Annotated in this window: 12 protein-coding genes and 1 pseudogene; 5 read left to right on the plus strand and 8 right to left on the minus strand. The window is 62.4% G+C overall.

Features of this window, described 5'->3' with window-relative positions; genetic code table 11:
- The coding region (locus JOZ76_RS11120; protein WP_291698683.1) for an MOSC domain-containing protein at positions 1–340 on the plus strand (340 nt) is incomplete at its 5' end.
- A 138-nt stretch (positions 341–478) separates the two neighbouring features.
- On the opposite strand, the gene JOZ76_RS11125 is transcribed toward JOZ76_RS11120, so the two are convergent.
- Positions 479–1,156, minus strand: a complete 678-nt coding sequence (locus JOZ76_RS11125; RefSeq protein ID WP_291698684.1) for a TIGR02594 family protein — start codon at positions 1,154–1,156, stop codon at positions 479–481.
- A 294-nt stretch (positions 1,157–1,450) separates the two neighbouring features.
- Between JOZ76_RS11125 and JOZ76_RS11130 the strand changes: the two genes are divergently transcribed.
- Positions 1,451–2,317, plus strand: a complete 867-nt coding sequence (locus JOZ76_RS11130; RefSeq protein WP_291698685.1) for an alpha/beta fold hydrolase — start codon at positions 1,451–1,453, stop codon at positions 2,315–2,317.
- 154 nt (positions 2,318–2,471) lie between these two features.
- Here the strand turns inward: JOZ76_RS11130 and JOZ76_RS11135 are convergent, their stop codons facing one another.
- Positions 2,472–4,169 carry a methyl-accepting chemotaxis protein gene (locus JOZ76_RS11135; protein ID WP_291698686.1) on the minus strand — a complete coding sequence of 566 codons (1,698 nt, stop codon included), beginning with the start codon at positions 4,167–4,169 and terminating at the stop codon, positions 2,472–2,474.
- Positions 4,170–4,311: 142 nt separating this feature from the next.
- On the opposite strand from JOZ76_RS11135, the gene JOZ76_RS11140 reads away from it, so the two are divergent.
- Positions 4,312–4,503, plus strand: a complete 192-nt coding sequence (locus JOZ76_RS11140; protein ID WP_291698687.1) for a hypothetical protein — start codon at positions 4,312–4,314, stop codon at positions 4,501–4,503.
- Between the two features lie 91 nt (positions 4,504–4,594).
- Here the strand turns inward: JOZ76_RS11140 and JOZ76_RS11145 are convergent, their stop codons facing one another.
- Together JOZ76_RS11145 and JOZ76_RS11150 are read right to left on the minus strand one after the other, a co-directional pair.
- A complete protein-coding gene (locus JOZ76_RS11145; protein ID WP_291698688.1) occupies positions 4,595–5,035 on the minus strand; it encodes an NUDIX hydrolase in 441 nt (146 codons plus the stop codon).
- Between the two features lie 44 nt (positions 5,036–5,079).
- Entirely contained in the window at positions 5,080–5,940 is an 861-nt protein-coding gene (locus tag JOZ76_RS11150) for an Npun_R2479 family HD domain-containing metalloprotein (RefSeq protein ID WP_291698689.1), read from the minus strand.
- Between the two features lie 238 nt (positions 5,941–6,178).
- On the opposite strand from JOZ76_RS11150, the pseudogene JOZ76_RS38190 reads away from it, so the two are divergent.
- Together JOZ76_RS38190 and JOZ76_RS11155 are read left to right on the plus strand one after the other, a co-directional pair.
- Positions 6,179–6,319, plus strand: a pseudogene (locus JOZ76_RS38190) (zinc-ribbon domain-containing protein); the annotation flags it as partial.
- A gap of 123 nt (positions 6,320–6,442) precedes the next feature.
- Positions 6,443–9,547: an ATP-binding protein gene (locus JOZ76_RS11155; protein WP_291698690.1), complete on the plus strand. Its 3,105-nt coding sequence runs from the start codon at positions 6,443–6,445 to the stop codon at positions 9,545–9,547.
- A gap of 219 nt (positions 9,548–9,766) precedes the next feature.
- Here JOZ76_RS11155 and JOZ76_RS11160 read toward each other — a convergent pair whose 3' ends face one another.
- The 4 genes from JOZ76_RS11160 to metX all read right to left on the minus strand — a co-directional run.
- Positions 9,767–9,973 carry a hypothetical protein gene (locus JOZ76_RS11160; RefSeq protein ID WP_291698691.1) on the minus strand — a complete coding sequence of 69 codons (207 nt, stop codon included), beginning with the start codon at positions 9,971–9,973 and terminating at the stop codon, positions 9,767–9,769.
- 23 nt (positions 9,974–9,996) lie between these two features.
- Positions 9,997–11,091, minus strand: coding sequence for a hypothetical protein (locus JOZ76_RS11165; protein WP_291698692.1), 1,095 nt, complete (start codon positions 11,089–11,091; stop codon positions 9,997–9,999).
- 200 nt (positions 11,092–11,291) lie between these two features.
- Positions 11,292–11,960, minus strand: coding sequence for a methionine biosynthesis protein MetW (gene metW, locus JOZ76_RS11170; protein ID WP_291698693.1), 669 nt, complete (start codon positions 11,958–11,960; stop codon positions 11,292–11,294).
- A 1-nt stretch (position 11,961) separates the two neighbouring features.
- Positions 11,962–13,110 (minus strand): homoserine O-acetyltransferase MetX (gene metX, locus JOZ76_RS11175; RefSeq protein WP_291698694.1); only part of this gene is annotated, 1,149 nt, incomplete at its 5' end.

Here is a 13,110-nt window from a genome sequence, read left to right on the forward strand (position 1 = left end):
GGCAAGCGTTGCCGCGATCGAAACCATGGTCGGCGCGGCCGTGAATCCGATACGCTTCCGCGCCAATCTCTACGTCCAAGGCTGGCCGGCCTGGCATGAGGCAGGCCTCTTGCATCAGACGCTCGCGGTCGGCGAGGCGCGGCTGAAGGTGGTCAAGACCATCACCCGCTGTGCCGCCACCAATGTCGATCCCGAAACCGCCGCGCGCGATCTCGACATTCCCGCCGCGCTGATGCGCAGCTTCGGCCACAACGAGTGCGGCATCTATGCCGAGGTCATCGCCCCCGGCACGATCAGTCTCGGCGACACGATCGCAGTGGAGCAGCCGGCGCTGCTGTAGCAGCCGCGCTGCTGTAGGGTGAGCAAAGGCGCTCTTCGCGCCGTGCCCACCATTCTCGAACCAGCCGCCAAACGTTGAAGCAAGGTGGGCACGCTTCGCTTTGCCCACCCTACGCTTCTACGATTCTCGCAATGACACTCAGTTCGGCAGCACGTAGGCGTAGATCCGCCCGCGCGAGATTTTTGCCTCTTTGACGCGGTTGCCGTAATTGCCCGAGATCACGATCGGGTTGCCCTGGGCATCGATGCCGGAGACGACGCCGACATGGCCGCCGCCGCGCCGCGCCATCACGGCGATGGCGCCGACCTGCGGACCGGAGACGCGCTGGCCGTAACTCGCGAATGACGCCGCCATGTCGGATCCGGTGCCGCGGTGGCCGGTATGCTCCAGAACCATGTTCATGAAGCGCGCGCACCACAGTGTGGAGCGGCCCGTGGGATTGCCGCCGCCGAGATAGCGGCGCGCCTCGGCAACGACATTGGAGACGGCGGAGCTGAAGCTGGAGACAGCAGAGCTGAGGCTGTTCGCGGTCCCGCTCGACGCCGTGTCGGAAATGGCACGCGCCTGGCCGTCATCAAGGCCACGGTCCTGCGCCTGCGCGAGGTGGCGCTCCCCGCGCGCATGGCGTGCCAGATGTCGAAGATGGCGCGAGTTCCGTGCAGCATAGTGGCCGATGTGGCGAGTGTGTGCGTGACGCCCGGCTCCGTGGTGGGACCGTGCCGCGGCTGGCGTGGCTGAGCCTGCAAATGCCAGCGAGCACATGGCCAGAGCGACGACGTGAAACCGTGGGCGGAAGAACGCAGTTCGATTGATCATTCACTTTCCTCGTTGACACCCCCTGTTCCCCATCGGCCCGAGGAAGCACCAAGGCCCGATATCCGCGGGCCGTATGCATGTCCGGTTGTGGCGAGAGCATGGTCTCGTGTGGCAGTGCAAAAACAACTTCGAGGAAATTTCTCGGAAATTTCGTGGCGATGAAACCGGGCCGCCCCATTGCGGCCGCAACCATGTCCTGCGATTTTGAAATCCGGCCGCCACATTGGCGCTTGTCCCTTATCGGCGAACCGGCCTTCACTTCGCCGGGACATGCGCGAAGGAGAGGGAAGCCAAATGCCCCACGCCGTCACGCGCGATCACGTCCACCTCTATTTCGAGGAAGCGGGCAGCGGCACGCCGATCCTCTTCCTGCACGAATTCGCGGCCGACCACACCAACTGGGAGCCGCAGCTGCGCTATTTTTCACGCGGCCATCGCTGTATCGCCTACTCCGCGCGCGGCTATGCGCCCTCCGACGTGCCGGGGCCCGCCGACGTCTACACCTACGTGCATTTCTACACTGATGCGCTCGCCGTGCTCGACCGTCTGAACATTGCGAAAGCGCACTTCGTCGGGCTCTCGATGGGCGCCTATTCGTCGTTGCAGGTGGCGCTGCATGCGCCGGAGCGAATGCTGTCGATGACACTCGCCGGCGTCGGCTCAGGCTCGAACCTGGAGCATCTGGAAGCCTGGCGCGCGCAGTGCCGGGCCAATGCCGAGCAGTTCGAGACAAAGGGTTCGGCCGAGGTCGCCAAGCTGACGGCCGAGGCGCCCGGGCGGATTCCATTTTTGGTCAAGGACCCGCGAGGCCATGCGGAATTTTATGCCGCGCTCGCCCGCCACGACGCAAAGGGCTCGGCCAACACGATGCGCAGTTTTCAAGGCGCGCGGCCCTCGATCTACACCATGACGGAGGCGATCCGGAAAGTCGCGACGCCGGCGCTGATCGTCTGCGGCGACGAAGACGATAATTGCATCGAACCGAGCCTGTTTCTGAAAAAGCATCTTTTGGCCGCGGGGCTGACCTTCTTCCCGAAATCAGGCCATGTGCTCAACTTGGAGGAGCCCGCGCTGTTCAACGATACCGTCGCGCGCTTCATTGCGCTGGCCGAGGCCGGCCGCTGGGGTCCGCGCGACCCGCGTTCGATGGTGCTTGCGTAGATGTCGTAGACCTCAATGCGGCGACCTGTGGGGTGGGCAAAGGCGCTCTTGCGCCGTGCCCACCGCCCGTCTGCATCCTTGCGTGATGGTGGGCACGCTTCGCTTTGCCCACCCTACCGATGCTCGTCGCTGACGCGCCTCGCAATGACAGAACCTACGCCGCCCTGACGGTCCCGAGAAAGCTCTCGACTTCCTGCTTCAGCCGCTCGGACTGTTTGGCGAGTTCGCCGGCCGAGCCGAGCACAAGTTCGGCGGCCGTTCCGACCTGGCTCGACGCCTGTGTCACCTCGGCGATGTTTTTCGTGACTCCACGCGTGCCTTCGGCCGCCTGCTGCACGCTCCTCGCAATGTCCCGCGTCGATGCGCCCTGCTCCTCCACCGCAGCGGCGATGGCTGTCGCGATCTGGTCGATCTCGCCGATGGTGGCGCCGATCTCCCGAATGGCGTCGGCCGTGCCGCCGGTGGCGTCGCGGATCGCCTGGATCTGATCGGCGATCTCCTCGGTCGCCTTCGCGGTCTGCGTCGACAAGGCTTTCACCTCGCTTGCGACGACGGCAAAGCCCCTGCCCGCTTCGCCGGCGCGCGCTGCCTCGATGGTTGCGTTCAGGGCCAGCAAGTTGGTCTGCCCGGCGATGGTCTGGATGAGGCCCATCACCTCGCCGATCTTCTGGGTCGCCTCCAGAAGGCCCCCGACCATGGCATTGGTGCGTTCAGCCTGTGCAACCGCGCTTCGCGCGATCGATCCCGAGCGCGCGATGTGTCCGGAAATCTCCTGACCCGATGTCGAAAGTTGCTCGGCTGCGGCCGCCACGGTCTGCACATTCCCAGTGGTCTGCTCGGCGGCCGCAGCGACCGTCGTGCTCTGGCGTGACGTCTCCTTGGCGATGGCAAACAGCGACTGCGCCGACTGCTGCATTTCGCCGGCCGCCGACGCCGCCGCGCCGACGATGCCGCCGACATTGCGCTCGAACTCGCTGGCGATCCGGTCCAGCGCCGCCCTACGATCGGCGCCCGCGCGCGTCGTCGCCTCATCGCGCTCGGTTCGCAGACGCTCGGTCTCGATCAGCCTGTCCTTGAAGACCGCAAGGCTGCGCGCGATACGGCCGATTTCATTCCGATGCGCTACGAACGGCACCTCGGCGCTCAACTCCCCGTTGGCGAGGCCGTCCATCACGCCGCAGATCCTGCCGAGCGGGCGAACCAGGCCGCGGCCGAGAACGAAGGCGGCCAATGCCGCGACCAGCAATCCCGCAAGACCTGCCGCACCGATCCAGACGGCCCGCTCGAACACGGCGGCGTCGATGTCGTCAATGTAGACGCCGGCCTGGATCGCGAGCAGCTTGTCGCCCTCGCCATATCCACCGGCGTAGGACAGCTTTGGCAGTTCGGGACCTCCGGTCGCTTTCGGGACCTGATATTCGAGGAAGCCGCCGCCGGTGCGGGCCTTGCCGACGATGTTCTGGATCAGAAGCTGGCCCTGGTTGTCCTTGTAGTCCCAGCGGTTGACGTTGATGTACTTTGGATTGGCATGCACGTAGGTCACGCCGGCATTGCCGGAGCCGGCCCCATAGACTCCGAGATAGTCTGATGATTTGCCCCAGCGCATCGCGCCGATCGCATCGAAGGCCAGCTGCCTCGCCTGCTCCGCGGAAATCTTGCCGGCTTTTGCCTTTTCATCGTAGGCCGATAGAATCTTCTTGGCGGCCTCCACCAGATCGAACACCTTGGTCCGACGTTCCTCGATGATCGTGTTCCGCAGGACCACCACCTGGGAGGCGAGCACGGCGACGAAAACCACGGTCAAGACCGCGATAATCATCGCGAAACGATTGTAAACACTGAGACTACGCATGATCCGTTTCTTGGTAAGCACGGCGATCTGCAAACAGTAGTTGCGCACGAGTTAAGCAATTGTTGATATAAGAGTCCGGTCTTTGGTTGCATAACGCAGTGTCACAACCAGCGCTGCAAAACCATGACCACCGAAGCTGAGCATGATCGATTGCAGCTGGAAGCATCTGGAGACCTCGCTGTCGTCCCTGCTTTCGTCGCTTGCGTCTCAGCTCGCGCCCGCGAGCTGTCAGGTCGTGAACGAATTCATCGAAAACAGGGAATATGCCGTCGCGCTCGAATGGCTGGCCGAAGCCGCTTCGATACGTGGAATTCAGCTTTTCGATGCGCAATAGCGGAATTCGACTGGCCGGCAAGACTCATGGGAATCGATCCGGCTCGTTGTCCCAAGTATCGCGGCGATCGGCCCGCGCCGTGACGCGGCTGTCAGTCCGTCCCCGGCTCGTCACCCGAGAGAGCCTGCTGTGCAAGTCGCGGATAATCAGGATCGACGATGTTCGTCAGCGTGCGCATGTCGCCGATGCTGAACCACCGGAACTCTGTGTGCTCATCACTGACGTTCGACGGCTCGCCACCCTCCCAACCGGTCACCGCGTAGACGTGATGCAGTGCGTCGCCGTAGATTTCGGGGCGCGACTCTCTGACAATGGCGAGCAGGCAGAACTTGGTTGGCGTAACCCCAGCCTCCTCCTGAATCTCGCGGACCAGGGCCTCTTCAAGGCCTTCGCCGTCCTCGACACGCCCGCCGATCGTGTCCCAGTGAAGTGGCCAGGAGGCCTTCCACGCCGCACGCAATCCCAAAAGCACCTCGCCGCTCCGGTGGACAAAGAGTGCCCCAACGGTCTTCGCGATCCGGCTTTGCATCATGAACCTTCACGGTGCCTGACGATGCCAGGGGGCATCGAGCCGCCTCAATGCGCCCCGGTGGCTTCGCGGTGCTCTTCCGAGAATACGTGTGCGTAGAGGTTAGCGATCCACTGTTTGCCTTCCTGCGTGACCCGCAGATATCGGAGTGCATCGCCGATATAGGGGTGAACAGCGCGCCAGAAGAAGGCCGGGTACGCTGTCCGCAAATCCTCCGGCGTTTGGTATCCGAGTTTCTCGCTCACGCCGGTTTCGCGAAATTCCGCAAACAACGCCGACGTCTTGCGCGGATAGTTGATGTCGGCGAGTTGGCCGATCAGATCCGCGGCACGAAGCAGGCCTGGATAATCCGCCGTGCTGGTGTGCTGCTCGAGCTCCGGCACCGGGAATCGCGTGTGCTCGATATTCGCCTCGATCTGCAGGGTATCGATATGGATCAAGCTCGCCTTGCCGAAACGCTCGCGAACGAACAGCTTCGATCGCGTGACATGATAAGGCGTCAGGCACGCATCGGTGGCTCCCGCAGATATCGGCACGACGTCGCCGCTTTCGTTCGAGACATACCGCCCATTGCGGTCGCCCCGACATACCCCGCGCACATAACCGATGTCGTGACACAACAGCGAGATCATGAAATGCAGCCAGTCACGTGGGGTAACGCCGCCCTCGCAGGTGTGCCTCCCGAGCAAGATCTCCTGGCCCACCAGCGTCACCATGATGGTGTGGTTCATGTCGTGGTAGGCCGCGTCGCTATTGGCGATATTCTCCAAGGCGAGGCGTCCGACGAAACCAATGATGTCGCGATAGGCGGGCTCGAGGTCGCCATAGACTTGACTGTACTTGCCTTTGAGCTGCTCGACAAACGCCTGGATGACAATTTGTGTGGGATTGAACATGACCGCCTCCAATCTACGGATGCTAGTCCGGTTCGGGCACGCCGTCAGCAGCGGCCGGCCGTAATTGTCGAGCGCGAGGGGTCAATGTTGGACGCCGGTCACACAACGAAGGTCTTGATGGTGTCAGATACACGTCCGTGCGTCTCATCGCCCATAGCCTGCAGCCGCTGGCATGACCGCGAAACAGAAATACTGCCTTGTTGACAACGGTATTCGACGTTACCGTAGGCGCGGCCTTTTAGGAACCTAGATGATTTGCCCGAAGTGCCATCACAAAAACAGTCCAGCGGCGAGGTTCTGTGAACAATGTGCTTCGGCCCTGGCACGCGTTTGCGCGAACTGCGGCACTCAACTCCCGCAGACGGCGAGGTTCTGTTCACATTGCGGCCATTCGACGGGTCAGAGCGTCGAAAACTATCTGTCCGCGCGCTCTCAGGCGGTGCGACCACAGACTGGCCCGCCGTTTGCCAGGAACGCCACTTCCACCGCTGAGCCCGCGGGTGAACGTAAGCAAGTGAGCGTGCTGTTCGCGGACATCACGAGCTCACTAGCTCTGATATCCGGCCAAGATCCTGAGAGTGCGCAGGCCATCCTCGCCCCCGTGCTCGAGCAGATGATCGAGGCCGTTCACCGCTACGAAGGTACCGTCAACCGGGTCATGGGTGACGGGATCATGGCGATCTTCGGCGCGCCAGTAGCCCATGAGGATCATGCCGTGCGCGCGTGTTTCGCCGCGCTGAGAATGCAGGACGCGGCGGCCAAATTGGCGGACCTCGTCGATCAGCCCGACCATGGCCCGCTCAGGATTCGCGTCGGACTCAACTCCGGCGAAGTCGCCATCTGTGCCATCAGCAACGACCTGGACATGGAATACACCGTTGTCGGTGAGGCGGTACACGTGGCTGCCCGCATGGAGCAGATGGCGCAGCCGGGTTCGATCCTGACGACGAAGAAGACCATTCGATTGGCCGAGGATTATGTCTCGGCGCGGTCCCTCGGCCTGATGCCGGTCAAGGGGCTGGCCGAGCCCGAGGAGGTCTATCAGCTGATCGGAGCGGGGCCGGCGCGCACTCGCCTGCAGGCCGCGACGATCCGAGGCCTGACCCAGTTTGTCGGCCGCGAGGCCGAGCTCGATGAGCTGCGGCGCACGCAGCGGTTGGTCGATATCGGATCGGGCCAGCTGGTGGCGGTCATCGGCGAGGCCGGGATCGGCAAGTCGCGTCTCGTTTATGAGTTCACCCACGCGAATCGGCTCCTTGGCCTTCTTGGCTGGCGCGTGTTTGAGAGCACGTCCATCTCACACGGAGGCGCGACCAGCTATTTGCCGGTGATCGCGCTTCTCAAGAGCTACTTTGGAATCCAGGACCGCGATGAGCTGCACGATATCCGCCAAAAGGTGGTCGATAAGACCCTCGCGCTCGACGAGAGGCTGGAATCGATGCTTCCCGCGCTATTGGCCCTGCTCGACATTCCCGTCGACGACCAGCGCTGGCAAACGCTCGACCCGGTTCAGCGCAGACGTTGCAACATCGACGCCGTAAAGGGCTTGTTGCTGCGGGAAGCCCGCAAACAGCCGGTGCTCCTGATTTTCGAGGACCTCCATTGGGTCGACGGCGAGACGCAAGAACTGCTGGATTCGCTGGTGAGCTCGCTGGGTTCGGCTCGCCTTATGCTGCTGGTCAGTTTTCGCCCCGACTACCAGCACAACTGGGGAGGCAAGGAAAACTATCATCAGATCCGGCTAAGCGCGTTGCCGACCCGTGACACCGCCTATCTGCTCGAGGCGCTTCTTGGCGAGGATCCCGAGCTTGCACCACTCAAGCAGCATCTCATCGCGCGGGGCGGCAATCCCTTTTTCATGGAGGAAACTGTCCGCTCCCTGGTGGAGACGCACTACCTCGCCGGAGAACGCGGTCACTATCGTCTGTTGCGCCCGACCGGTGCCATTCAGGCTCCGCCGACGGTCCAGGCCATTCTGGCGGCGCGAATAGATCGTCTTCTCCCCCGCGACAAGAATCTTTTGCAAATCGCTTCGGTGGTAGGCCGCGAGTTTCCGTTGGCCGTGCTCCGACCGATGGCCGATCTGTCCGAAGGCGCATTGCGTGATGCGCTCGATCGGCTGCAGGCAGCCGGCTTTCTCTATGAGTCCGGGCTCTACCCGGACGTCGAATACTCGTTTGTACACGCGCTCACCCACGAGGTGACATACGATGGCTTGCTGCGGGCGCGGCGGCGCGCGCTGCACGCACGACTCGTCGACACGATCGAGAATCAGTATCGGGACCGGATGGGCGAGCACATCGAGCGCCTCGCGCAACACGCGGTCCGCGGGGAGTTGTCGGACAAGGCCGTTCGATACCTGCGGCAGGCCGGACTGAAGGCGCTCTCGCGGTCGGCACTCGAGAACGGGCGAGTCTGGTTCGAACAGGCGATCGCGATCATCGAGAAGTTGCCCGAAACAAGAGACAATATTGAACTTGCCATCGACATCCGATTCGACCTTCGAAACGCGCTTCACCCATTGGGACACCTTGAGAGCTGCCTGGATCACCTGCAGAAGGTGCAGGCGCAGGCGACACAGCTCGGCGACAAGCGAAGGCTCGGGCAGGCCTCATCGTTCACGTGCCAATACTACCGCTTGCTGGGCGAGCTCGGCCCGGCGATCGAGGCGGGCGAACGCGCCGTGGCCATCGCGGACGAATTGGATGACCTGTCGCTCCGGACGATCATCAGCGGACATCTAGGAGCGGCTTTGACGGCACGGGGAGATCATCATCGCGCGGTAGACATATTATCCAGGGCGGTCGAGCGCCTTCCAAATGATCTCGCCTCCGACACATTGGGCACGACCGGCGTTCAGGGCGTGTTCCGACGGGTCTATCTGGTGTGTTCGCTTGCCGAGCTCGGCGAGTTCGACAAGGCCGTGCGCTTTGCGGAAGAGGCCGTGGAAATTGCCAGAGCTGCCAATCACGTCTACAGCCTTGCGTTCTCCTATTATGGAGCCGGCACTGTTCTAGCCCTCCGGGGCGAGGCGCCGCGAGGCATCAGCGTCCTCGAGCAAGGCTTCGAGCTGTGCCGCTCATGGATTCTGCCATTGATGACACCGCTGATCGGTACATCCCTTGGATATGCGTATTGCCTCTCCGATCGCCTAGACGAGGCTATCGTTCTGTTGGAGGAAACAGAACGAGAATCGGCCGCAATGCACCGTATGAGCGGGCTCGCAATGACAATAGTCCGCTTGGGCGAGGCTTATCTGCGGAAGCTTCGTGCCGCCGAAGCCGAGCGGTGCGGCCAACGGGCGCTCATGCTTTCACGCAAACATGGCGAACGTGGCCATGAAGCTTACGCACTTCGACTTTTAGCTGAGCTTCGCGCGACAGACCCTGCTACCCTGAACGAATGCGAGACGAATTTTCTCGAGGCACTGCGAAGGGCCGAGGAGCTCGGTCTGCGACCTCTCGCGGCTCAATGTCACCTCGGGCTCGGAAGACGTTACCGAGGGATCGGCCAGCAGGCGAGCGCTGAAGAGCACGTCAACGCCGCCAGGGCTCTGTTCACCGAACTCGGGATGCAGTTTTCGCTCGAGGAGCAAGCCACCTGTGGCTGCTCCTCCTGAGAGAAGGCGAGCCAAAAGTGTCGCGACACCGATTATGCGCGATCCCAAATTGGGCAACGCAATGTCGGCTAGCGGCGCGTCGAGGTTTCCACCTCGATGCCGTTGACCTCCAGCCCGCAAGCTCGAGCGAGAGCTCGCAACTCCAGTTGGATGGTCTCCAGCTGATGGCTGTCGAGGTCTCGATCAATCGTAACCGTGACGACGTGATGCTCGACTGCTCTACTTGGCGGTCTTCTTTTTCTTTGCTTTCTTGGCCTTTCTCGCGGCGCGATAGGCGTCGGTCGCTTTCCAGTTTTTCTCAAATTCCCTGACTCCCGCCTGGAATTGACGAAGCAATTTGCGCGTCTCCGCGCTCTTGGGCGTGACCTCCACCCGCAAAAACGTTCGACCCTTCTTTATTTGTCTATAGATTTGAATATCTGCCATGTGAAATTACCTTCCGGTTGCCCTCAAGCGGCCCCGATGCGGGCCGGCGCCTTGCCAAGCTTGCCGATGTTATCGGAGAATTCGGAGGCGTGAAAGATACACGGCGCGCCATCGATGCCTCTCAGCATGTACCAATCGGGAGCAGCGTCGTAACTGCTCTCAATGTCGACCGGCAGGCCGTTCGCCAGCCGGACATAGCTCTGGGCCATGTTGTGCTTCCCGACCAGATCGAAGATGTTCGTCGCGGACGAAAACCGACCTGCGTTGATTTCCGTAATGCACGGAACACCGCGCACGTTCTCTTTGAGATCCACGCTGAAGACACCGGACACTTTTGCATCAAGCAATCGGATTGCCCGTGTACAGGTGTCGACGACCTTCGGTTCGAACACGGTCTTCGCCAGGGCTGCCACCGAAGACACTTGTGCCGGTTTACTCCCCATCCCGAGATAGGAAAGCCGTTCGTACGTCTTGATCAGCACCAACTCGCCGTCATTCCAGAGGCTTTGACAGCCGAAGTCGCGGCCCGGCAAGTATTCTGAAAGCATGAACGAAGGGACTGGCACGTCCCTCATCTCCTTCCAGTACCGGATCCAGCTGCGCGCGTGCTCCGGTGTCCGGACCGGCAACGCGCCAAGCGCGCCCGCCCCGTCTCGGACACGGCACCAGAGTGGCCTGCCCCTCAACTCCCGGAAGATCTTGGTGACGTGCCCCAGATCCTTCACCTGGTAGCTCGCCGGAGTGTCGACGCCGTTGCTGCGCAAGAACGCAGTAAGGCGGTACTTGTCACGACAGAGTTCGAGCACGGATGCGCGTGGCAGGAACAAATACTCACCGATCTGCTTGCGCACGCGCGACAGGCTGTCCGGATCCGAATCAATGGTAGGGACAATCAGACTAAGGTGTTCTGCTTCGACAATCCGTCGCAGTGCCTGGCCCCATTCGGGATGGTTAGCCGGCGGCACGAGGTAGTTTCTGTCCGCGTCGGATCTCTTCAGGGTGAACTGGTCGTCATTGCAACCCACGATGAAGGCAGGCTCGGCACCTGCTCGCAGGCTGCGGGCCAGATTGTTGCTGGGAGCATAACCGGCGTTGGTAAAGAGCAATCGCGCAGCCAACCAACTTCTCCTGCATCCCCAGGCGACGATGTTGCCGATAGGAAGACATTATGGATCGGAGCGCATGAAATAAAGCTCCAATTTCTGCAGACCGTTCGCCGCAGTCAGAGACGATTGCAAGCGGACGCAATATGGGCATACCTCGCAAGAAGGCTGTTGTGGCGCTGGATTCCTGATTTGCGAACGCGAGCTCCGGCGGGTTACTTCGTCTTGCTCGCGCGGCTCAAGAGGAACACGCCCTGCTCGCCGAACATGTTCCAGAACCACCAGGGCAGGTTGAGCCGCAGCGGTCGGCCGTAATTGTCGAGCGCGACCGCGCGCTCCATCTTCACGTGGGTCTCATCGCAGAGCTGCACGAAATCCTTGATGGTGCAGAAATGGATGTTCGGCGTGTCGTACCAGGTGTTGGGGAGGTTTTCGGTGCGCGGCATGTGGCCGCCGATCAGGAGCTGCAGGCGGAGCCGCCAGAAGCCGAAATTCGGGAACGAGACGATGGCGCGGCGGCCGATGCGCAGGAGATTTTCCAGCACCGTTCTCGGCTGCCGCGTCGCCTGCAGCGTCTGCGACAGGATGACGTAGTCGAAGGCATCGTCGGGATAATCGATGAGATCGGTGTCGGCGTCGCCCTGCACCACGGCAAGCCCCTTGGCGACGCAGCGGTTGACGCCCTCGCGCGACAGCTCGACACCGCGGCCGTCGATGCCGCGGCCTTCGAGCAGCTGCAAGAGATCGCCGTCGCCGCAGCCGACGTCGAGCACTTTTGAGCCGCGCTCGACCATTTCGGCGACCAGCAGATGGTCGGCGCGGTAGCGCCGCGTGGGCTCGGACGCAAAGCCGTTCAGTGGCAGGACCTGCTGTTCCGCACGCATGTCAGCCGCCGTTGCTGGTGAGGCCGCGCGCCTTGGCGGCCGATTGCAGGAAACCGCGCGCGATGTCGAAGAACTCGGGCACGTCGAGCAGGAACGCATCATGCCCGCGGTCGGTCTCGATCTCGGCGAACGAGACCCGCGCGCTGGAAGCGTTCAGCGCATGCACCAGCGCGCGCGATTCCGCGGTCGGGAACAGCCAGTCGCTGGTGAAGGAGACCACGCAGAAGCGGGTCTTGATGCCGCGGAAGGCGGATGCGAGCACGCCGTCATGATCGCCGGCAATGTCGAAATAGTCCATGGCGCGCGTCAGATAGAGATAGGAATTGGCGTCGAAACGCTCGACGAAGGACGAGCCCTGGTGGCGCAGATAGCTCTCGACCTGGAAATCCGCGTCGAACGAGAAGGTCGGCAGCTCGCGGTCCTGCATCCGGCGGCCGAATTTTCGATGCAGCGCGGCGTCCGAGAGATAGGTGATGTGCGCCGCCATCCGCGCCACCGCCAGGCCCCGGTGCGGCAGCGTGGCGTGCTCGGCGTAGCGGCCCTGGTGCCAGTTCGGATCGGCCATCACGGCCTGCCGGCCGAGCTCATGGAACGCGATGTTCTGGGCGGAATGGCGCGTCGAGCAGGCGATCGGCAGCGCGGAGAACACACGGCTGGGATAGGCGGCCGTCCATTGCAGCACCTGCATGCCGCCCATCGAGCCGCCGACCACGCAGAACAGCGTCTTGATGCCGAGCCGGTCGAGCAGCATCGCCTGCGCCCGCACCATGTCGGGAATGGTGACGACAGGAAAATCCAGCCCCCACGGCTTGCCGGTGGCCGGATTGGTCGAGGCCGGTCCGGTCGAGCCCATGCAGCCGCCGATCACGTTGGCGCAGATGATGAAGTAGCTGTTGGTGTCGAGCGGGCGGCCGGGCCCAACCATCGGCTCCCACCAGCCGGGCTTGCCGGTCAGCGGATGGATGTTGGCGACGTGCTGGTCGAGCGTCAGCGCATGGCAGATCAGGATGGCGTTGGACTTGTCGGCGTTGAGCTCGCCATAGGTCTGATAGGCGATCTGGAAAGGGGAAAGATTGATGCCGCAGTCGAGCGGCAACGGCTGATCGGCGCCGAAATACGCGACCGGCGAATGTGGATGGTCCACCTCGTG

Origin of the sequence: Bradyrhizobium sp., from assembly GCF_019244115.1 — a bacterium.
Taxonomy (GTDB): Bacteria; Pseudomonadota; Alphaproteobacteria; order Rhizobiales; family Xanthobacteraceae; genus Bradyrhizobium.